16 protein-coding genes are annotated in these 21,687 nt (G+C 70.8%); 8 read left to right on the top strand and 8 right to left on the bottom strand.

The window, feature by feature from the left end; translation table 11 throughout:
- Nucleotides 1-24: 24 nt before the first annotated feature.
- The 5 genes from AB0E19_RS13205 to AB0E19_RS13185 all read right to left on the bottom strand — a co-directional run bounded on the left by AB0E19_RS13205 (nucleotide 25) and on the right by AB0E19_RS13185 (nucleotide 6,278).
- On the bottom strand, nucleotides 25-1,062 hold the full coding sequence (locus tag AB0E19_RS13205) for a PAC2 family protein (protein ID WP_362177820.1): 1,038 nt from the start codon (nucleotides 1,060-1,062) through the stop codon (nucleotides 25-27).
- A 202-nt stretch (nucleotides 1,063-1,264) separates the two neighbouring features.
- The gene (locus AB0E19_RS13200; protein WP_360603742.1) at nucleotides 1,265-2,872 is read right to left on the bottom strand and encodes a glycerol-3-phosphate dehydrogenase/oxidase; all 1,608 of its coding nucleotides are present in this window, start codon (nucleotides 2,870-2,872) and stop codon (nucleotides 1,265-1,267) included.
- 16 nt (nucleotides 2,873-2,888) lie between these two features.
- On the bottom strand, nucleotides 2,889-4,415 hold the full coding sequence (glpK, locus tag AB0E19_RS13195) for a glycerol kinase GlpK (protein ID WP_362177816.1): 1,527 nt from the start codon (nucleotides 4,413-4,415) through the stop codon (nucleotides 2,889-2,891).
- 62 nt (nucleotides 4,416-4,477) lie between these two features.
- Complete coding sequence (locus AB0E19_RS13190) at nucleotides 4,478-5,236, bottom strand: MIP/aquaporin family protein (RefSeq protein WP_362177813.1); 759 nt, start codon at nucleotides 5,234-5,236, stop codon at nucleotides 4,478-4,480.
- 277 nt (nucleotides 5,237-5,513) lie between these two features.
- Nucleotides 5,514-6,278, bottom strand: a complete 765-nt coding sequence (locus AB0E19_RS13185) for an IclR family transcriptional regulator (RefSeq protein ID WP_362177810.1) — start codon at nucleotides 6,276-6,278, stop codon at nucleotides 5,514-5,516.
- A 256-nt stretch (nucleotides 6,279-6,534) separates the two neighbouring features.
- Between AB0E19_RS13185 and metH the strand changes: the two genes are divergently transcribed.
- From metH to AB0E19_RS13165, 4 genes are all read left to right on the top strand, one after another.
- A complete protein-coding gene (gene metH / locus AB0E19_RS13180; RefSeq protein ID WP_362177807.1) occupies nucleotides 6,535-10,044 on the top strand; it encodes a methionine synthase in 3,510 nt (1,169 codons plus the stop codon).
- Between the two features lie 182 nt (nucleotides 10,045-10,226).
- Nucleotides 10,227-10,925, top strand: coding sequence for an HAD family phosphatase (locus AB0E19_RS13175; protein ID WP_362177804.1), 699 nt, complete (start codon nucleotides 10,227-10,229; stop codon nucleotides 10,923-10,925).
- Nucleotides 10,926-11,404: 479 nt separating this feature from the next.
- Entirely contained in the window at nucleotides 11,405-12,997 is a 1,593-nt protein-coding gene (locus AB0E19_RS13170; protein WP_362177801.1) for an ABC transporter substrate-binding protein, read from the top strand.
- A 67-nt stretch (nucleotides 12,998-13,064) separates the two neighbouring features.
- Entirely contained in the window at nucleotides 13,065-14,639 is a 1,575-nt protein-coding gene (locus AB0E19_RS13165) for an ABC transporter substrate-binding protein (RefSeq protein WP_362177798.1), read from the top strand.
- A 79-nt stretch (nucleotides 14,640-14,718) separates the two neighbouring features.
- On the opposite strand, the gene AB0E19_RS13160 is transcribed toward AB0E19_RS13165, so the two are convergent.
- Nucleotides 14,719-15,396, bottom strand: coding sequence for a response regulator transcription factor (locus AB0E19_RS13160; RefSeq protein ID WP_169092582.1), 678 nt, complete (start codon nucleotides 15,394-15,396; stop codon nucleotides 14,719-14,721).
- Nucleotides 15,397-15,406: 10 nt separating this feature from the next.
- Nucleotides 15,407-16,309, bottom strand: coding sequence for a RecB family exonuclease (locus AB0E19_RS13155; protein ID WP_362177793.1), 903 nt, complete (start codon nucleotides 16,307-16,309; stop codon nucleotides 15,407-15,409).
- Between the two features lie 178 nt (nucleotides 16,310-16,487).
- Here AB0E19_RS13155 and AB0E19_RS13150 point away from each other — a divergent pair, with 178 nt between their 5' ends.
- From AB0E19_RS13150 to AB0E19_RS13140, 3 genes are all read left to right on the top strand, one after another.
- The gene (locus tag AB0E19_RS13150) at nucleotides 16,488-17,621 is read left to right on the top strand and encodes a site-2 protease family protein (RefSeq protein WP_360604144.1); all 1,134 of its coding nucleotides are present in this window, start codon (nucleotides 16,488-16,490) and stop codon (nucleotides 17,619-17,621) included.
- 19 nt (nucleotides 17,622-17,640) lie between these two features.
- Entirely contained in the window at nucleotides 17,641-18,528 is an 888-nt protein-coding gene (locus tag AB0E19_RS13145) for a tRNA (adenine-N1)-methyltransferase (protein WP_031013975.1), read from the top strand.
- A gap of 176 nt (nucleotides 18,529-18,704) precedes the next feature.
- Nucleotides 18,705-19,292 (top strand): hypothetical protein, encoded by a 588-nt coding sequence (locus AB0E19_RS13140; RefSeq protein WP_362177790.1) that lies wholly within the window; start codon nucleotides 18,705-18,707, stop codon nucleotides 19,290-19,292.
- A gap of 4 nt (nucleotides 19,293-19,296) precedes the next feature.
- Here the strand turns inward: AB0E19_RS13140 and AB0E19_RS13135 are convergent, their stop codons facing one another.
- On the bottom strand, nucleotides 19,297-19,608 hold the full coding sequence (locus AB0E19_RS13135) for a ferredoxin (protein ID WP_362177787.1): 312 nt from the start codon (nucleotides 19,606-19,608) through the stop codon (nucleotides 19,297-19,299).
- A gap of 241 nt (nucleotides 19,609-19,849) precedes the next feature.
- Between AB0E19_RS13135 and arc the strand changes: the two genes are divergently transcribed.
- Complete coding sequence (gene arc, locus AB0E19_RS13130; protein WP_360603764.1) at nucleotides 19,850-21,616, top strand: proteasome ATPase; 1,767 nt, start codon at nucleotides 19,850-19,852, stop codon at nucleotides 21,614-21,616.
- The last annotated feature ends 71 nt before the right edge of the window (nucleotides 21,617-21,687 follow it).

The following is a 21,687-nucleotide window of genomic DNA, read 5'->3' as shown; positions in this document are numbered from 1 at the left end:
ACGGCCCTGGCCGTCCCCCTCTTCTCATTCCTCGTCGCCGTCCGCGTCGGGCCCCTCTGTCCGATCGGTCGGATCGCTCCGATCGGTCTGATCGGACCGATCGGGCTCCTCGGACTGTTCCGGCTTCGGCGGCCGGGTCCGGCCGCTGCCCGGATCCCGCAGGTACGAGGTGTCGCCGGCCTCCGTCGCCACCCCCGGACCACCGGGCCCAGGCCCCTGGCCGGGGTCGCGCCGCCGCAGATAGCGCTCGAACTCGCGGGCGATCGCCTCGCCCGACGCCTCCGGCAGCTCCGCGGTGTCCCGCGCCTCCTCCAGCGTCTGCACGTACTCGGCGACCTCGCTGTCCTCCGCCGCCAGCTGGTCCACCCCCAGCTGCCAGGCGCGCGCGTCCTCGGGCAGCTCGCCCAGCGGGATCCGCAGCCCGATCAGGTCCTCCAGGCGGTTGAGCAGCGCCAGCGTCGCCTTCGGGTTCGGCGGCTGCGACACGTAGTGCGGCACCGCCGCCCACAGGCTCACCGCCGGCACGCCCGCGTGGGTGCACGCCTCCTGGAGGATGCCGACGATGCCCGTCGGACCCTCGTACCGGGTCTCCTCCAGGTCCATCGTCCGGGCCAGGTCCGGGTCGGAGGTGACGCCGCTGACCGGCACCGGGCGGGTGTGCGGGGTGTCGCCGAGCAGCGCGCCCAGGATCACCACCATCTCCACGCCCAGCTCGTGGGCGAAGCCCAGCAGCTCGTTGCAGAAGGAGCGCCAGCGCATCGAGGGCTCGATGCCCCGGACCAGGACCAGGTCGCGCGGCTTCTCCCCGCCGATCCGGACCACGGAGAGCCGGGTGGTCGGCCAGGTGATCTTCCGTACGCCGTTCTCCAGGAAGACCGTCGGGCGGTTGACCTGGAAGTCGTAGTAGTCCTCGGCGTCGAGCGCCGCGAAGACCTCGCCCTTCCATTCCCGGTCCAGATGAGCGACCGCGGTGGAGGCGGCGTCGCCGGCGTCGTTCCAGCCCTCGAACGCGGCCACCATGACCGGGTCGATCAGCTCGGGTACCCCCTCGAGCTCGATCACCCAGCGCCTCCTTCTTCGAAGTTCGTGTCGTACGGACCAACCTTACGGCTTCCGGGTCGTCCGGCCGCAGCCCTCGGGCACGCCCGAAAACCCGTGCGGCCTTGATCGACTACCCAGGATCGGGGCCCCGCACACGGCGCGCGTGAGGGGCGGTCCACACCCTCCCCGGAGTGGACCGCCCCTCGGCTCGTGGCGCCGGTGACTACTCGGCGCGCAGCATCGCGTCGACCTCGGCGCGGATCTCGTCGGTGGCGAGGCCGCGGATGGTCAGGGTGGTGCGGCGTCGCAGCACGTCGTCGGCCGTCTCGGCCCACTCGTGGTCGCGGGCGTAGGCGACCTGCGCCCAGATCTCCGGGGCGTCCGGGTGGATCCGGCGGGCGAGCTCGGGGTTCTCGTTCGCCATCCGGGCGATGTCGAAGGAGAGCGAACCGTAGTGCGTGGCCAGGTGCTTGGCGGTGTCGGCGGCCATCCGCGGGCCGGGGGCCGGGCCGTCGACGAGCAGCCGGTGGGCGACCGCGTTCGGGTTGGCGATGCCGGGCAGCGGCAGCCGCTTCGGGAGGGTGGAGACGGACTCGTAGTCCTCGCCCAGCGGGTGGCCGGGGAGCGCCTCCAGCTTCTTCATGATGGTGCGGCCGATGTGGCGGAAGGTGGTCCACTTGCCGCCGGCGACCGACAGCATCCCGCCGCGGCCCTCGGTGACGACCGTCTCGCGCTTGGCCTTGGAGGTGTCGCCGGGGCCGCCGGGGAGCACCCGCAGGCCGGCGAAGGCGTAGGTGATGAGGGAGCGGTCGAGCTGCTGGTCGCGGATGGAGAAGGCGGCCTCGTCCAGGATCTGGGCGGTGTCCTTCTCGGTGACCGCGACCTCGCCCGGGTCGCCCTCGTACTCCTCGTCGGTGGTGCCGAGCAGGAGCATGTCCTCCCAGGGGAGGGCGAAGGTGATCCGGTACTTGTCGATCGGGGTGGCCAGCGCGGCCTTCCACGGGGCGGTCCGCTTGAGGACCAGGTGGGCGCCCTTGGAGAGGCGGATGGAGGGGGCCGCGTTGGGGTCCTCCATCCGGCGCAGGTGGTCGACCCAGGGGCCGGTGGCGTTGAGGACGAGCCGCGCGGTGACGCCGAACTCCTCGCCGGACATCCGGTCCCTGAGCTCGGCGCCGGTGACCCGGCCCTTGGTGAAGCGCAGCCCGGTGACCTCGGCGTGGTTGAGGACGACGGCGCCGGCGTCGACGGCCGCGCGGACCGTCATGAGCGCCATGCGGGCGTCGTTCATCTGGTCGTCGCCGTAGACGGCGACCGCCTTGAGGTTGTCGGTGCGCAGCTCGGGCACGTCCTGCGCCGCCTTGGCGGGGGAGAGGAGGTGGCCGACGCCGTCGCCGAAGGCGGAGAGCGCGGAGTACGCGAAGACGCCGGCGCCCAGCTTGGCGGCGCCGTGCGGGCCGCCCTTGTAGACGGGCAGGTAGAAGGTGAGCGGGTTGGACAGGTGGGGGGCGACCTGCCGGGAGACGGCGCGCCGCTCGAAGTGGTTCTCGGCGACGAGCTTCACCGCGCCGGTCTGCAGGTAGCGCAGGCCGCCGTGGAGGAGCTTGGAGGAGGCCGAGGAGGTGGCGCCGGCGAAGTCGCCGGCGTCCACCAGGGCCACCCGCAGACCGGACTGCGCGGCGTGCCAGGCGGTGGAGATGCCCAGGATGCCGCCGCCGATCACCAGCAGGTCGTACGTCGCCTTGGCAAGCTGCTCTCTGGTCTCGGCGCGGGTCGGAAGCGAGCCGGCGGCCGGGTGCGTTCCGAGGGCGGGAACGGTCTGCGGGGTGGTCATCTCGGTCTACTCCTCGTCACTTCTCTTCTTCGAGCCAGCCCATGGAGCGCTCCACGGCCTTGAGCCAGTTCTTGTACTCGCTGTCGCGCTTGTCGGCGTCCATGCGCGGGGTCCACTCCGCGGCACGGCGCCAGTTGGCGCGCAGCGCGTCGGTGTCCGGCCAGAAGCCGACGGCGAGACCGGCGGCGTAGGCGGCACCGAGGCAGGTGGTCTCGGCGACCATCGGGCGCACCACGGGGGCGTCCAGGAAGTCCGAGAGGGTCTGCATCAGCAGGTTGTTGGAGGTCATGCCGCCGTCGACCTTGAGCGCGGTCAGCTCGACGCCGGAGTCCTTGGTCATGGCGTCGGTGATCTCGCGGGTCTGCCAGGCGGTGGCCTCCAGGACGGCACGGGCGATGTGCGCCTTGGTGACGTACCGGGTGAGGCCGGCGATCACGCCGCGGGCGTCGGAGCGCCAGTACGGGGCGAAGAGGCCGGAGAACGCGGGCACGAAGTAGGCGCCGCCGTTGTCCTCGACGGAGGAGGCCAGGGTCTCGATCTCGGCGGCGGACTTGATCAGGCCCATCTGGTCGCGCATCCACTGGACGAGCGAGCCGGTGACGGCGATGGAGCCCTCCAGGGCGTAGACCGGCGCGGCGTCGCCGATCTGGTAGCCGACCGTGGTCAGCAGGCCGCTGTAGGAGTTGATGATCTTGTCACCGGTGTTCATCAGCATGAAGGTGCCGGTGCCGTACGTGGACTTGGCCTCGCCCTCGGCGAAACAGGTCTGGCCGAAGAGCGCGGCCTGCTGGTCGCCGAGCGCGGAGGCGACCGGGACGCCGTCGAGGATGCCGCCCTTGACCGTGCCGTAGACCTCGGCGGAGGAGCGGATCTCGGGGAGGACGGCGGCCGGGATGTCGATGGACTGGAGGATGCGCTCGTCCCAGGCCATCTCGTGGAGGTTCATCAGGAGGGTGCGGGAGGCGTTGGTGACGTCGGTGACGTGGACGCCGCCCTGGGTGCCGCCGGTGAGGTTCCAGATGACCCAGGAGTCCATGGTGCCGAAGAGGATGTCGCCGCGCTCGGCGCGCTCGCGCAGGCCCTCGACGTTGTCGAGCAGCCAGCGGACCTTCGGGCCGGAGAAGTAGGAGGCGAGCGGGAGGCCGGTCTCGCGGCGGAAGCGGTCCTGGCCGACGTTGCGGCCGAGCTCCTTGCAGAGGGCGTCGGTCCGGGTGTCCTGCCAGACGAGCGCGTTGTGGACGGGCTCGCCGGTGTTCCTGTCCCACATCAGCGTGGTCTCGCGCTGGTTGGTGATGCCGATGGCCTTGACGTCGGCGGCGGTGATGCCGGCCTTGACGATGGCGCCGGCGACGACCTCCTGGACGTTGGTCCAGATCTCGGTGGCGTCGTGCTCGACCCAGCCCGGCTTCGGGAAGATCTGCTCGTGCTCCTTCTGGTCGACCGAGACGATCCGGCCGTCCTTGTCGAAGACGATGCAGCGGGACGAGGTGGTGCCCTGGTCGATGGCGGCGATGAAGGGGCCGGCGGTGTGGGCGTCGGTCACGGTGTGCTCCATGGGAAGTCTGGGAAGGACGGCTCGGGGCTCTGTGGCTGTTCTCGTACGGATCAGGCGAACGCGAGCTTGTAGATACCCGCTGCGAGGGCTCCACCGACCAGCGGGCCGACGACGGGGATCCAGGCGTACCCCCAGTCGGAGCCGCCCTTGTTCGGGAGCGGCAGCAGCGCGTGCACGATGCGGGGGCCGAGGTCGCGCGCCGGGTTGATCGCGTACCCGGTCGGGCCGCCCAGCGAGAGGCCGATCGACACCACGACGAAGGCGGTGATCAGGGCGCCGAGGACGCCGAGGCCCTTGCCGCTGTCGTTGAGGCCCTGGGTGAGCACGGCGAGGACGAGCACGACGGTGCCGATGATCTCGGTGGCGAGGTTCTGCCAGGTGTTCCGGATCTCGGGGCCGGTGGAGAAGATGCCGAGCACCGGGCCGGGGCCCTCGACCGGCTTCTCGCCGACCGTCTCGGGGTCGGTGAGGTGGGCCTGGAACTGGCCGTGGTAGGCGACCCAGACCAGGGCGGCGCCGATCATCGCGCCGAGGAACTGGCCGGCGAAGTAGACCGGCACGTTGCCCCACTCGCCGCTGTTGACGGCGATGCCGACCGTGACGGCGGGGTTCAGATGGGCGCCGGAGAGGGAAGCCGTCATGTAGACGGCGGTCATGACCGCGAAGCCCCACCCGAAGGTGATCGCCAGCCAGCCCGCGCCGCGGGCCTTGGAGCTCTTGAGCGTCACGGCGGCGCACACGCCGCCGCCGAGAAGAATGAGTACGGCGGTACCGATGGTCTCGCCGAGGAAGATGTCGGAGCTGGACACCCGCGACTCCTTTGTCCTTCGTCCAGGGGGATGGCGAACCCGGTTCGCCCCGGTGGTCCGCGCCCTCGTGTGAGGGCGTCCACGGCCCTTGGCACTGCCACACTCTAGCGCGTATTGCCGGTAGGTGTTCGACAATGCCGACCGATGAACGGAAGTTTTGCCCTGGGGTTAACAGCACGTCAAGGGTCTGGGAAGCGAAAAACCCGCCGATAACGCGATCGTTACCGACGGGTTCACTTTCCGTGCGGACCGGCTCACCGGCCCCGCGGGCGCGGCCTCAGAAGCGGCCCGCCCCCAGGTCCCGGGAGACCGCCCGGGCGCAGTCCCGTACCGCCGCCACCAGCTCCGGGCGCAGCTCCCCGTCCGGGCAGACCCGCTCCACCGCCCCGGTCACCGCCACCGCGCCCACCGGCATCCGGCGCCGGTCGTGGATCGGCGCCGCCACCGAGGCCACGCCCTCCCAGGTCTCCTCCACGTCCGCGGCCCAGCCGCGCGCCCGGGTCATGTCGAGCAGCGACTCGAAGTCCTCCAGGCCCGTGACCGTCCGCGGCGTGAACGGCTCCCGCGTCACCTCCACGGCCTCGCTGTGCGCCACCGGGTCGTACGCCGAGAGCACCTTGCCCAGGGCCGTGGAGTGCAGCGGCTGCATGGCGCCCACCTCCAGGACCTGCCGGCTGTCGTCCGGCCGGAAGACGTGGTGCACGATCAGCACGCCCTGCTGGTGCAGCACCCCCAGGTGCACGCTCTCCCCGCTGGACCGCGCCAGGTCGTCCGTCCACACCAGGGCCCGCGCCCGCAGCTCGTGCACGTCCAGATAGCTGTTGCCGAGCCGCAGCAGCTCCGCGCCCAGCTGGTAGCGGCCCGAGGGGGCGTCCTGCTCCACGAAGCCCTCCGCCTGGAGGGTGCGCAGGATGCCGTGGGCCGTGCCCTTGGCCAGTCCCAGCGAGGAAGCGATGTCGGACAGGCCGAGCCGGCGCTCGCCGCCCGCGAGCAGTCGCAGCATGGCCGCCGCCCGTTCAAGCGACTGGATGTTCTTCGCCATCGCCCGGCCCTTCTCCTCACCTGTGCCACACATGATGCTGTTCGACAATGCTGAACACTATCGGTCGATGCCGACCTTGCCTCGCACTTGACAGTGTCCTCGAAGAAGGGGCCGCACCGGGAGTCCTCGGACACAGGATGCCGTCCGTCCTGCGGGACGCCGTGTCCACCCCGGCCGATCCGCGGTTACGCTGACCCCGTGCACCCTGTGCCCAGGGTGCAAAGCCGACAGCCGTCGCAGCCCAGGGAGCCCCCTTATGGCCTCGTTGCCGACCCCTTCCGCCGACAGCCGGAGCCGCGTCACCGCGCTCCGCGAAGCACTCGCCAGCCGTGTCGTCGTCGCCGACGGCGCGATGGGGACGATGCTCCAGGCCCAGGAGCCGACCCTCGCGGACTTCGAGAACCTCGAAGGCTGCAACGAGATCCTGAGCCTCACTCGGCCGGACATCGTCGCCTCGGTGCACCGCGAGTACTTCGCGGCCGGTGTCGACTGCGTCGAGACGAACACCTTCGGTGCCAACCACGCGGCCCTGGGGGAGTACGACATCGCCCACCGCGTCCACGAGCTGTCCGTGGCCGGCGCCCGCGTCGCCCGTGAGGTCGCCGACGAGTTCACGGCCGCCGACGGCCGGCAGCGCTGGGTCCTGGGCTCCATCGGCCCCGGCACGAAGCTGCCGACCCTCGGGCACGCCCCGTACACGGTGCTGCGCGACGCCTACCAGCAGAACGCCGAGGGTCTGCTCACCGGCGGCGCCGACGCGCTGATCGTGGAGACCACCCAGGACCTCCTCCAGACCAAGGCCTCCGTCATCGGCGCCCGCCGCGCCCTCGACGCCCTCGGCCACGACGTGCCGCTCATCGTCTCCGTCACCGTCGAGACCACCGGCACCATGCTGCTCGGCTCCGAGATCGGCGCCGCTCTCACGGCCCTGGAGCCGCTCGGCATCGACATGATCGGCCTGAACTGCGCCACCGGCCCGGCCGAGATGAGCGAGCACCTGCGCTACCTCGCCCGTCACTCCCGCATCCCGCTCTCGGTGATGCCCAACGCCGGCCTGCCCGTCCTCACCTCCGACGGCGCCCACTACCCGCTCTCCCCGGCCGAGCTGGCCGACGCGCAGGAGCAGTTCGTCCGCGACTACGGCCTCTCCCTCGTCGGCGGCTGCTGCGGCACGACCCCCGAGCACCTGCGCCAGGTCGTCGAGCGCGTCCGCGACCTCACGCCCGCCCCGCGCGACCCGCGCCCCGAGCCCGGTGCCGCCTCCCTCTACCAGACCGTGCCCTTCCGGCAGGACACGTCGTACCTCGCCATCGGCGAGCGGACGAACGCCAACGGGTCGAAGAAGTTCCGCGAGGCCATGCTCGACGGCCGGTGGGACGACTGCGTGGAGATGGCGCGGGACCAGATCCGCGAGGGCGCGCACATGCTCGACCTGTGCGTGGACTACGTCGGCCGCGACGGCGTCGCCGACATGGAGGAGCTGGCCGGCCGCTTCGCGACCGCCTCCACCCTGCCGATCGTGCTCGACTCCACCGAAGTCCCGGTGATCCGGGCCGGCCTGGAGAAGATCGGCGGCCGCGCGGTCATCAACTCCGTCAACTACGAGGACGGCGACGGCCCCGAGTCCCGCTTCGCGAAGGTCACCCGCCTCGCCCAGGAGCACGGCGCCGCCCTGATCGCCCTGACCATCGACGAGGAGGGCCAGGCCCGCACGGTCGAGAACAAGGTCGCCATCGCCGAGCGGATCATCGCCGACCTCACCGGCAACTGGGGCATCCACGAGTCCGACATCCTCATCGACACGCTGACCTTCACCATCTGCACGGGTCAGGAGGAGTCCCGGGGCGACGGCATCGCGACGATCGAGGCGATCCGGGAGCTGAAGCGGCGCCACCCGGAGGTGCAGACCACCCTCGGGCTGTCGAACATCTCCTTCGGTCTGAACCCGGCCGCCCGCATCCTGCTGAACTCGGTCTTCCTCGACGAGTGCGTGAAGGCCGGCCTGGACTCGGCGATCGTGCACGCCTCCAAGATCCTGCCGATCGCCCGCTTCGACGAGGAGCAGGTCACCACCGCGCTCGACCTGATCTACGACCGGCGCGCGGAGGGCTACGACCCGCTGCAGAAGCTGATGGCGCTCTTCGAGGGCGCCACCGCCAAGTCCCTCAAGGCCGGCAAGGCCGAGGAGCTGGCCGCGCTGCCGCTGGAGGAGCGCCTCAAGCGGCGGATCATCGACGGCGAGAAGAACGGCCTGGAAGCCGACCTCGACGAGGCCCTCACCACCACCCCGGCCCTCGACATCGTCAACAACACGCTGCTCGACGGCATGAAGGTCGTCGGCGAGCTCTTCGGCTCCGGCCAGATGCAGCTGCCGTTCGTGCTCCAGTCCGCCGAGGTCATGAAGACCGCGGTGGCCCACCTGGAGCCGCACATGGAGAAGTCCGACGCGGACGGCAAGGGCACCATCGTGCTCGCCACCGTGCGCGGCGACGTCCACGACATCGGCAAGAACCTCGTCGACATCATCCTCTCCAACAACGGCTACAACGTCGTCAACATCGGCATCAAGCAGCCGGTCTCCGCGATCCTCGAAGCCGCCGAGGAGCACAAGGCGGACGTCATCGGCATGTCCGGCCTCCTGGTGAAGTCCACCGTGATCATGAAGGAGAACCTGGAGGAGCTGAACCAGCGCGAGCTGGCCGCCAAGTACCCGGTGATCCTCGGCGGCGCCGCCCTGACCCGGGCGTACGTCGAGCAGGACCTCCACGAGATCTACCAGGGCGAGGTCCGCTACGCCCGCGACGCCTTCGAGGGCCTGCGCCTCATGGACGCCCTCGTCGCCGTCAAGCGCGGTGTCCCCGGAGCCGTACTCCCCGAGCTGAAGCAGCGCCGGGTCCCCAAGGGCACGGCCGCGCTCCAGGTCGACGAGCCCGAGCCCGGCGGCCGCTCCGACGTGGCCACCGACAACCCCGTCCCCACCCCGCCGTTCTGGGGCACCCGGGTCGTCAAGGGCATCCCGCTCAAGGACTACGCCTCCTGGCTCGACGAGGGCGCCCTCTTCAAGGGCCAGTGGGGCCTCAAGCAGAACCGGGCCGGCGACGGGCCGACGTACGAGGAGCTGGTGGAGACCGAGGGCCGGCCGCGGCTGCGCGGCTGGCTGGAGCGGCTGCACACCGAGAACCTCCTGGAGGCGGCCGTCGTCCACGGCTACTTCCCGTGCGTCTCCAAGGGCGACGACCTGATCATCCTCGACGAGGCCGGCCACGAGCGGACCCGCTTCACCTTCCCCCGCCAGCGCCGCGGCCGTCGCCTGTGCCTCGCGGACTTCTTCCGTCCCGAGGAGTCCGGCGAGACCGACGTCGTCGGCCTCCAGGTCGTCACCGTCGGCTCGAAGATCGGCGAGGCGACCGCCGAGCTCTTCGCCGCCGACTCCTACCGCGACTACCTGGAGCTGCACGGCCTCTCCGTGCAGCTGGCCGAGGCCCTCGCCGAGTACTGGCACGCGCGCGTGCGCGCCGAGCTCGGCTTCGGCGGCGAGGACCCCGCGAACGTCCAGGACATGTTCGACCTCAAGTACCGCGGCGCCCGCTTCTCGCTCGGCTACGGCGCCTGCCCCGACCTGGAGGACCGGGCGAAGATCGCCGACCTGCTCCGGCCGGAGCGGATCGGCGTGCACCTCTCCGAGGAGTTCCAGCTCCACCCGGAGCAGTCCACCGACGCCATCGTCCTCCACCACCCCGAGGCGAAGTACTTCAACGCCCGGTGACCGGCCGCTGACCGCCCGTCGACGGTCGCCCGTCGACGGTCGGCCGTCGGCGGGCGCCGGGTGGTAAATCACGGCGTCCGCGGTGATCGCGACGTACACTTGTCGGTCCAGTGCAGGCCGGTCCTCCTCCCCGTACCGGGAGTGGGGGCCGGCCTTTCCGTCCCTCCATGGAGGTGTGCCGGATGACCAGTACGGTCCCCGCGTCCCTGTTCCGCGCCAACGGAAGCTCCGCCCTGCAGGCGGTCTTCCTCGACATGGACGGGACCCTCGTCGACACCGAGGGCTTCTGGTGGGACGCGGAGGTCGAGGTCTTCGCCGACCTCGGGCACCGGCTCGACGAGGCCTGGAAGGACATCGTGGTCGGCGGCCCGATGACCCGCAGCGCCGGCTATCTGATCGACTCCACCGGCGCCGACATCACGCTCGACGAGCTGAGCGTGCTGCTCAACGAGAAGTTCGAGCAGCGCATCGAGCGCGGCGTCCCGCTCATGCCCGGCGCCGAGCGGCTCCTCGCCGAGCTGGCCCGGCACTCCATCCCCACCGCGCTCGTCTCCGCCTCCCACCGGCGGATCATCGACCGCGTCCTGGAGTCCCTCGGCCGCGACCGCTTCCACCTCACCGTCGCCGGCGACGAGGTCACCCGCACCAAGCCGCACCCGGAGCCCTACCTCACCGCCGCGCGGGGCGTCGGCGCCGACCCCGCCCTGTGCGCGGTCATCGAGGACACCGCGACCGGGGTCGCCGCCGCCGAGGCGGCCGGCTGCAGGGTCGTCGCCGTGCCCTCCGTCGCGCCGATCCAGGCCCTGCCCGGCCGGGTCGTGGTCCGCTCCCTGGAAGAGGTCGACGTGCCCTTCCTGCGCACCCTCGTCTCGGGAATCTGAGCTTTATCTGAGCTTTTCCCGCGCTACCCCGGGAGCCTCCAGGGCTTTCCCCCGGGGAATTGCTTCAGGCCATCCCTTGAATTGCGACCGCGTGACCTTGGTCACCCAGCGTGCTCGCCGAGGGGTGGCCTGAGGTCGTTCCGTGCCCGGAATGCGAACGTCCGCAGCCCCCTTGTGTCCCGTTTCGCTCACTCCCGTCCGCCTCGCGCATCGCATGGTTATCGAGGTTGACGCATTCATGCTCACCCTGCGATTACCCCCCACCGGCCACCCCGTCCGGCCGCGGCACCGCCGCCCACTAATCTTTCGCGGAGTACTTCGCCGCAATCACCGCGTGCACCGGCGCATACCCAAGTCGCCGAGAACACAGGACCGATCGCAACTTCCCGGCCCGATCGCTCCCGCCCCGAACGGGCGGCCGGCGGCGGAGTGTCGTCATGACCGCTGTACCCCAGGCCGGCTGAGGAGAACGTCCCTTGATGAACCGCAAGACCTTGGTGCTGCCGGCCGTGGCCGGACTGCTCGCCCCCCTCCTCGCCGCCTGCGGCACCGGGGAGGACGACAGAGCCATCGTCGTCGGAACCACCGACCAGTTCGTCGCCACCGAGGAGGCCCCCGCGCCCCTCGACCCGGCCTACGCCTACGACACCGGCGCCTGGAACATCCTCCGCCAGACCGTCCAGACCCTGGTCCGCGTCCCCCGCGGCGGCGGCCGCCCCGTCCCCGAGGCCGCCGAGACCTGCGCCTTCACCGACACCGCCAGCGAGAGCTACCGGTGCGTCCTGCGCTCCGGCCTCACCTTCGCCGACGGCACCCCCGTCACCGCCGAGGACGTCAAGTACTCCATCGACCGGGTCCGGAAGATCAAGTCCGACAACGGTGCCGCCGCCCTCCTGTCGACCGTCGACACCATCGAGACCAAGGGCGACCGCGAGGTCGTCTTCCACCTCAACGCCCCCGACGCCACCTTCCCGTACAAGCTCTCCACCCCCGTCGCCGGCATCCTCAGCAAGGACAAGTACGCCGCCGACAAGCTCCGCGAGGGCTTCGTGGTGGACGGCTCGGGGCCGTACACCCTCAAGACCGAGCAGGACGGCGACCAGGCCACCCGCTTCGTCTTCTCCCGCAACCCCCGCTACAAGGGCGACATCACGGCCCGCAACGAGCGGGTCGAGCTCCGGGCCTTCGCCGACGCCGGCTCCATGGGCAAGGCCCTGGAGAGCAAGGACATCGACATGATGGCCCGCTCCCTCTCCCAGGAGCAGGTCCGCGACCTCACCGAGAGCCCCGCCGCCGGCATCCGCGTCTCCGAGGTCCCCGGCCTGGAGATCCGCTACCTCGGCTTCAACACCAAGGCCCCCGCCGTCGAGGAGAAGGCCGTCCGCCAGGCCATGGCCGCCGTCATCGACCGCGGCGCCCTCGTCAACCGCGTGTACGGCCCCACCGCCGAGCCGCTCTACTCGCTGATCCCCTCCAGCATCAGCGGCCACGCCACCCCCTTCTACGAGGAGTACGGCGAGGGCGACCCCGGCCGCGCCGCCGCCATCCTGCGCAAGGCCGGCGTGCAGACCCCGGTCAAGCTCACCCTCAACTACACCACCGACCACTACGGCGAGGAGACCGCCCAGGAGTTCGCGACGCTGAAGAACCAGCTCGTCGCGAGCGAGCTCTTCGACGTCACCGTCAAGGGCACCGCCTGGTCCGAGTTCCGCCCCGCCCAGCGCCGCGGCGACTACGCCGTCTACGGCCTCGGCTGGTTCCCCGACTACCCGGACCCGGACAACTACGTCGCGCCCTTCCTCGACAGCGACAACTTCCTCGGCACCCCGTACGTCAACAAGACGGTCCGCGACCAGCTCATCCCGCAGTCCCGCCGCGAGGCCGACCGCACCGCCGCGACCCCCGTCTACCACCGGATCCAGAAGATCGTCGCCCAGGACGTGCCCGTCCTGCCGCTCTGGCAGGGCAAGCAGTACGTCGCCGCCCGCGACGACATCAACGGTGTCGAGTACGCCCTCAACACCTCTTCGGACCTGCTCCTGTGGGAGCTGAGCCGCGGCACCACCGCCTGACCCCTTCGTTGTACCGGCCGCGCAGCCACGCGCGGCCGGCCTGGCAAGAGATCACGAGGCAAGTTCTGTGAAGACGCACCACAAGTGGCTGACCGCCCCGCTCGCCGCGGGCCTCTCCGCCGCCCTCCTCGGCGGCTGCGGCACCGAGCAGGGCGCGGGCTCCGGCGCGGCCGGCGGCATCCGGGTCGGCATGTCCGACGAGATCCTGGCGACCGACCCCGCGGCCGGCTACGACCCCGGCTCCTGGCTGCTGTTCAACAACGTCTTCCAGTCCCTCCTCGCCTTCCCCAAGGGCGGCTCCGTGCCCGAGCCCGAGGCCGCCGACAAGTGCGGCTTCGGCGAGGGCAGCACCGTCTACACCTGCACGCTGCGCCCCGGCCTGAAGTTCTCCAACGGCAACCCGCTCACGTCCGAGGACGTCAAGTTCTCCTTCGAGCGCGCCCTGAAGATCGCCGACCCCTCCGGACCGGCGCCGCTGCTCTCCACCATCGACACCATCGAGACCCCCGACGAGCGGACCGTCGTCTTCCGCCTCAAGGTCCCGGACGCCACCTTCCCCAGCAAGATCGCCTCCGGCGCCGGCTCCATCGTCGACCACCGCGAGTACCCCGCCGACGCGCTCCGCGGCGACGGCAAGGCCGTCGGCTCCGGCCCGTACACGCTGGACTCCTTCGGCGACACCGAGGCCGTCTTCTCCGCCAACACCGGCTACCAGGGCACCGCCGAGCGCCGCAACGACAAGATCACCCTCAAGCTGTACCAGGGCGACCGCACCGCCCTCGCCAAGGCCTTCACCGACGGCGACGTCGACATCGCCTACCGAGGCCTCTCCGCCGCCGACATCTCCGCCCTGGAGAACGCCGGCGGCGACCACGACGTCCAGGTCGTCCAGGGCGGCAGCGCCGAGGTCCAGCACCTTGTCTTCAACATGCAGGACCCCGTCGCCGGCAAGCTCGCCGTCCGCAAGGCGATAGCCCACCTCGTCGACCGCGACGCCCTCGTCGAGGACGTCTACAAGTCGACCGCCACCCCGCTCTACTCGATCGTCCCGGCCGGCATCAACGGCCACAACACCGCCTTCTTCGACACCTACGGCGCCCCGGACCAGGCCAAGGCGAAGCAGGTGCTGCGCGCCGCCGGCATCAAGGACAAGATCGCCCTGACCCTCTGGTCGACCCCCAGCCGCTACGGCCCCTCCACGGACGCCGAGCTCAAGGCCATCGCCGCCCAGCTCAACGCCAGCGGCCTCTTCACCGCCGACGTCAAGTCCGTCCCCTTCGAGCAGTACGAGAAGGACATCGCCGACGGCAAGTACGGCGTCTACGTCAAGGGCTGGGTTCCCGACTACCCCGACGCCGACAACTTCACGTCCCCCTTCTTCGGCGAGGGCAACGTCCTCGGCAACCACTACGAGAACAAGGCCATCACCGGCACCCACCTGCCGAAGACCGCCGCCACCGCCGACCGCTCCGCCACCGACGAGGAGTACGGCGCCATCCAGGACGCCGTCGCCGAGCAGCTCCCGCTCCTCCCGCTCTGGCAGGGCAAGCAGTACGCCGTCACCCGCGACGGCGTCACCGGCCTCGAATGGACCCTCGACGCCTCGACCGTCTTCCGCTTCTGGGAGCTCCGCAAGAGCTGACCCCGGTCCGGACACGACGAAGGGCCCGGCGCGCACCCCGCGCGCCGGGCCCTTCCCCGTACCGCCGTCGCACCCGGCCCTACTGGCCGTTGCCCCCCGGGCGCACCAGACCGCTCTCGTACGCGTACACCGCCGCCTGCACCCGGTCGCGCAGGCCCAGCTTGGTCAGCACATGGCCCACGTGCGTCTTCACCGTCGTCTCGCTGACGAACAGGTCCGCCGCGATCTCCGCGTTCGACAGCCCCTTGGCGACCAGCTTCAGGACCTCCACCTCGCGGTCCGTCAGCGTGCCCAGCGTGTCCGGCACCCGCTCCTCGCCCGTCGGCAGATGCGCCGAGTACTTGTCGAGGAGCCGGCGCGTGATCGACGGGGCCAGCATCGCCTCGCCCGCCGCCACCACCCGGATCGCCTGCACCAGCTCGTTCGCCGGGGCGTCCTTGAGCAGGAAGCCGCTCGCGCCCGCGCGCAGCGCCTCCACCACGTACTCGTCCAGGTCGAAGGTGGTCAGCACCAGGACCTTCGCCGGCCCGTCCCGGCCGGGCCCGGTGATCTGCCGGGTCGCCTCCACCCCGTCCATCCGCGGCATCCGGATGTCCATCAGCACCACGTCGGGCTGCAGCGCCCGCACCTGGTCCAGCGCCTGCAGACCGTCACCGGCCTCGCCCACCACCGCCAGGTCCTGCTCCGCCTCCAGAATCATCCGGAAGCCGGTGCGCAGCAGCGGCTGGTCGTCGACCAACAGGACGCGAATCGTCACAGGGGCTCCTTCACGAGGCGGGCCGGTCCCCGCCCATTCTGCCCTGCGCCGATTCGCCCGACTCCGCCGGGCGCGCGGAGACGATCTCCAGCGGGTACACCGGGGGAGTCCCCCCGAACTCCGGACACACCGCCCGGTGGTCGCACCAGCCGCACAGCTTCGTCGGCCGCGGCCGCCAGTCGCCCGTCTCCGTCGCCGTCCGGATCGCGTCCCACAGCGCGTGCAGCTTCCGCTCCACCCGCCGCAGGTCCGCCTCCACCGGGTCGTACGTCAGCACGTCCCCGCTGCCCAGGTACACCAGCTGCAGACGGCGCGGGATCACGCCCTTCAGCCGCCACACCACCAGCGCGTAGAACGTCATCTGGAACAGCGCGCCCTCGCTGTACTCCGGCCGCGGCGCCTTGCCCGTCTTGTAGTCGACGATCCGCACCTCGCCCGTCGGCGCCACGTCCACCCGGTCGATCACCCCGCGAAGCCGCAGCCCCGACTCCAGCTCCGTCTCCACGAACAGCTCGCGCTCGGCCGGCTCCAGACGCGCCGGATCCTCCAGCGTGAACCACCGCTCCACCAGCGCCTCGGCCTCCGCCAGCCACTGCCCGAGCCGCTCGCCCGCCGGATCGTCCGCGAACAGCTCGCCCAGCTCCGGCTTCGACTCCAGGAGCCGGTCCCACTGCCCCGGCACCATCGCCTTCGCCCGCGGCACCGTCCGCTCCGCCGCCGGATCGTCGAAGAGCCGCTCCAGGACCGCGTGGACCAGCGTCCCGCGCGTCGCCGCCGCGCTCGGCTTCTCCGGCAGCCGGTCGATCACCCGAAACCGGTACAACAGAGGACACTGCATGAAGTCGCTCGCCCGCGAGGGCGACAGCGACATGGGCGCCCGGGGCCCCTCCGGGAGCCGCTCGCTCGTACTCATGACACAGACCCTACGGCCCGCCACCGACAGCGAGCCGCATACCATCGACGCATGACCCGTCGCGCTGCATGATCGACCCGTGACGCGGCGGCGCGGTCACACCCGGCGACGAGAGGAACCCGTGAACCAGGACGAGCCCAAGCCGCAGCGGACCGAGGAACCCGGCGGCGGGATCCTGATGGGCCGCCCCTTCGGCGTGCCCGTCTACGTCGCGCCCAGCTGGTTCCTCGTCGCCGCCCTCATCACCTGGGTCTTCGGCGACCAGATCGAACGGGTCCTGCCCGAACTCGGCGCCGCGCGCTACCTCGTCTCCCTCTTCTTCGCCGTCGCCTTCTACGCCTCCGTCCTCGTCCACGAGCTCGCCCACACCATCGCCGCCCTCCGCTTCAAGCTCCCGGTGCGGCGCATCCAGCTCCAGTTCTTCGGCGGCGTCTCCGAGATCGAGAAGGAGTCCGAAACCCCCGGCCGCGAATTCGTCCTCGCCTTCGTCGGCCCCCTCCTCTCCCTCGTCCTCGCCGGCGTCTTCTACCTCGCCATGTACGCCGTCGACCCCGGCACCGTGCCCGGCGTCCTCCTCGCCGGCCTGATGATCTCCAACCTCATCGTGGCGATCTTCAACCTCCTGCCCGGCCTGCCCCTCGACGGCGGCCGGATGCTCCGGGCGGTCGTCTGGAAGCTCACCGGCAAGCCCATGACCGGCACCATCGCCGCCGCCTGGGTCGGCCGCGCCCTCGCCGTCACCGTCCTCATCGGCCTCCCCCTCCTCACCCGCACCGGCTGGCTCGGCAACTCCACCGCCGACATCGACGGCTTCACCACCGTCACCGACGCCCTCCTCGCCGCCATCCTGGCCGCCATCATCTGGACCGGCGCCGGCAACAGCCTCCGCATGGCCCGGCTGCGCGAACACCTCCCCGAGCTCCGTGCCCGCGCCCTCACCCGCCGGGCCATCCCCGTCGAACCCGACACCCCCCTCTCCGAGGCCCTCCGCCGCGCCAACGAGGCGGGCGCCCGCGCCCTCGTCGTCGTCGACCCCACCGGCGACCCCACCGGCATCGTCCGCGAGGCCGCCATCGCCGCCGTCCCCCAGCACCGCCGCCCCTGGGTCGCCGTCACCACCCTCGCCCAGGACCTCAACGACGGCATGCGGGTCCCCGCCGAGCTCACCGGCCAGCCCCTCCTCGACCACCTCCGCGCCACCCCCGCCACCGAGTACCTCGTCGTCGAGGAGACCGGCGAGATCTACGGCGTCCTCGCCACCACCGACGTCGAGCGGGCCTTCGTGAAGGCCATGGCACGACCGTCCTCGTAGGCCCGGTACTCTTGTTCCCATGTCCGAACCGACCGGTGCCGCCCGCCGACGCGGGCCCTTCAAGGTCGGGGACCAGGTTCAGCTGACCGACCCCAAGGGCCGCCACTACACGTTCACGCTCGAAGAGGGAAAGAACTTCCACACCCACAAGGGTTCCTTCCCGCACGACGAGCTGATCGGCGCTCCCGAGGGCAGCGTTGTCCGCACCACCGGAAACGTCGCCTACCTCGCGCTGCGCCCCCTGCTCCCCGACTACGTCCTGTCCATGCCCCGCGGCGCCGCCGTGGTCTACCCGAAGGACGCGGGACAGATCCTCGCCTTCGCCGACATCTTCCCCGGCGCGCGCGTCGTGGAGGCCGGCGTGGGTTCCGGCTCGCTCAGCAGCTTCCTGCTCCGCGCCATCGGCGACAGCGGCATGCTGCATTCCTACGAGCGCCGCGAGGACTTCGCCGAGATCGCGAAGGGCAACGTCGAGCGCTACTTCGGCGGCCCCCACCCGGCCTGGCAGCTGACCGTCGGCGACCTCCAGGACAACCTGACCGACACCGACGTCGACCGGGTCATCCTCGACATGCTCGCCCCCTGGGAGTGCCTGGAGGCCGTCTCCAAGAGCCTCGTCCCGGGCGGCATCCTCTGCTGCTACGTGGCCACCACCACCCAGCTCGCCCGCACCGTGGAGTCCATCCGCGAGATCGGCTGCTACGCCGAGCCGCAGCCCTGGGAGTCCATGATCCGCAACTGGCACGTCGAGGGCCTCGCCGTCCGCCCCGATCACCGCATGATCGGCCACACCGGCTTCCTCGTCACCGCCCGCCGCCTCGCGGACGGCGTCGAGCCCCCGATGCGCCGCCGCCGCCCCGCCAAGGGCGCCTACGGCGAGGACTACGACGGCCCCAACAAGGGCTGACACTCCGACAGGATCCCGGCGACGCCGCCGTCCGTTCACCCCGCTCCGCGGGGAACCGGGCGGCGGCGTCGCCGCGTTCGGTGCCACGCTTCCCACCCCCGGCTGTTCCGCCGCCCTGTGACGTGTGGCACGATGCCCGCAACCCCTCGGCACGACCCTCACAGGAGACGTCTCGCGTGCAGCCCTCCGCCGCCCCGGACCCCGTGGACCTCGCTCACACCCACGCCCGGCCGCTGCACTGGCTGGCCACCGCCACCGCGACCGCCGCGGTCGTCGCCCTCGCTGGCGCCCTGACCCCCCGCGCCGCCGAAGCCGGCCCGGCCGTCCAGAAGGCCCCCGCGGCCGCCGGACCGGCCGCCGCACCCGACCCCGACACGGCCGCCTACCCCCTCCGGTGCGGGGGAGCGGACCACCGCGTCGCCCGGAGCGTCACCGGCGACCTGGACGGCGACAAGAACCCCGAGACCGTTGCGGTCGTACACTGCGAAGCCGGATCCGGAACCCCTCCCGCCGGCCTCTACGTCCTCACCCCCGGCCGCGGCGACGGCGCCCCCGCACGCGTCGTGGCCACCCTCGTCGACCCGCGCGAGCAGCGCAGCGTCACCGGCCTCGCGATCCGCGACGGAGCCGTCCGCGCCACCCTGCTCGGCTACTCGTCCCCCGACGTCCCCCGCTGCTGCCCCGACGCGAAGGAGCAGGTCACCTGGGAGTGGACCGGCGGAACCTTCGTCCGCACCGCGGGCGCGGAGGCGTTCGGCGCCTGACGCGTCACTCCGCGTCGGGGCCGTACACCTCGACGCGGTCCCGGACCCGCCGCACGTGGATGCAGTCGCCCGGGCACTCCTTCGCCGAGTCCACCACGTCCTGCAGCAGCGGCAGCGGCACCGGCGTCGTCGCCCCCGCCTCCTGCAGCAGCTCGTCGTCGGCGCTCTTCACATACGCGAGCCCGTCGATGTCCAGCTCGAAGACCTCGGGAGCGTACTGCGCGCAGATCCCGTCCCCCGTGCACAGGTCCTGGTCGATCCAGACCTCCAGAGCCTCCTCGGTCCCGTCGGCCGGCGCCTCGTTCTGCACGCTCATCTCTTCTGCCGTTTCTGCTCCGCGCGGACAATTGAGGCCGCGACCCGCGGGTGTTGACCCCTCAAGACGATACAACTGCCCGCTTTCAGAGCCCGAAGGGTGGGTATTCAGCTGGCGAGAGGGGAAGCGCAAGGGTGAAGATCGGACACGCCCCGGAGTCTTTTTGATCTAGGGGTTTCAATCATCACCCACGCAGGTAGGGTCAGGATGCGTCCAGCTCCCCTTGGAGGAGGTGAGGACCGTGGCAGCCCACGACGACGACATCAACCGCGGCATCCGGCCGGGGCGGGGGTCTGAAGACCCTGCCGGCCAGGTTGCCTATCTCGAGCAGGAAATCGCCGTCCTGCGCCGCAAGCTCGCCGACTCTCCGCGACACACGAGGATTCTCGAAGAGCGGATCGTCGAGCTGCAGACGAGCCTGGCCGGCGTGTCCGCGCAGAACGAAAGGCTGGCGAACACGCTCCGTGAGGCACGAGACCAGATCGTGGCCCTCAAGGAGGAGGTCGACCGGCTCGCACAGCCGCCGGCCGGATTCGGTGTCTTCCTTCAGGCCAATGAGGACGGCACGTGCGACATCTTCACCGGGGGCCGCAAGCTCCGGGTGAACGTGAGTCCCAGCGTCGAGCTCGACGAGCTCCGGCGCGGCCAGGAAGTCATGCTCAACGAAGCGCTCAACGTGGTCGAGGCCATGGAGTTCGAGCGCGCCGGGGAGATCGTCACCCTCAAGGAGATCCTGGAGGACGGCGAGCGCGCCCTGGTGGTGGGGCACACCGACGAGGAGAGGGTGGTGCGGCTCGCCGAGCCGCTCCTGGACATCACCATCCGCTCCGGCGACGCCCTGCTCTTCGACTCCCGGTCCGGGTACGTCTACGAGGTCGTGCCCAAGAGCGAGGTCGAGGAACTCGTCCTCGAAGAGGTCCCGGACGTCGACTACGACAAGATCGGCGGCCTGGGCAACCAGATCGAACTGATCCGCGACGCGGTCGAGCTCCCGTACCTCTACCCCGACCTGTTCAAGGAGCACGAACTGCGGCCGCCCAAGGGCATCCTGCTCTACGGGCCGCCCGGCTGCGGCAAGACGCTCATCGCCAAGGCCGTCGCCAACTCCCTGGCCAAGAAGGTCGCCGAGGTCACCGGCCAGCCCGCGGGGAAGTCCTACTTCCTCAACATCAAGGGCCCCGAACTCCTCAACAAGTACGTCGGCGAGACCGAGCGGCACATCCGCCTGGTCTTCCAGCGGGCCCGCGAGAAGGCCAGCGAAGGCACCCCCGTCATCGTCTTCTTCGACGAGATGGAGTCGCTCTTCCGCACCCGCGGATCCGGCGTCAGCTCGGACGTGGAGAACACCATCGTCCCCCAGCTGCTCGCCGAGATCGACGGCGTCGAGGGCCTGGAGAACGTGATCGTGATCGGCGCCTCCAACCGCGAGGACATGATCGACCCCGCGATCCTGAGGCCCGGCCGGCTCGACGTGAAGATCAAGATCGAGCGTCCGGACGCCGAGGCCGCGAAGGACATCTTCGCGAAGTACCTCACCGCCAACCTTCCGCTCCACACGGACGACGTCTCCGAGCACAGCGGCTCCAAGGCCGCCGCCGCCCACGGAATGATCCAGTCCGTCGTCGAGCAGATGTACGCCGAATCCGAGGAGAACCGCTTCCTCGAAGTCACGTACGCCAACGGTGACAAAGAAGTCCTGTACTTCAAGGACTTCAACTCCGGCGCGATGATCCAGAACATCGTCGACCGGGCCAAGAAGATGGCCATCAAGGCATTCCTCGACCACAACCAGAAGGGCATTCGCGTCTCCCACCTCCTCCAGGCCTGCGTGGACGAGTTCAAGGAGAACGAGGACCTGCCCAACACCACCAACCCCGACGACTGGGCCCGCATCTCCGGAAAGAAGGGCGAGCGGATCGTCTTCATCCGCACCCTCGTCACCGGAAAGCAGGGCGCGGACACCGGACGCTCCATCGACACGGTGGCCAACACCGGTCAGTACCTGTAAAAGCGCACACCGGCTGCGGATGTCCGGAAACCGGGCATCCGCAGCCGTCGCATTCTCACCGGAAAAACTCC

It is taken from the genome of Streptomyces sp. NPDC047974, from assembly GCF_040653375.1.
GTDB lineage: Bacteria > Actinomycetota > Actinomycetes > Streptomycetales > Streptomycetaceae > Streptomyces.
Note: the sequence above shows the minus strand (reverse complement) of the source record. Positions and strands in the feature narration are given on the sequence as shown.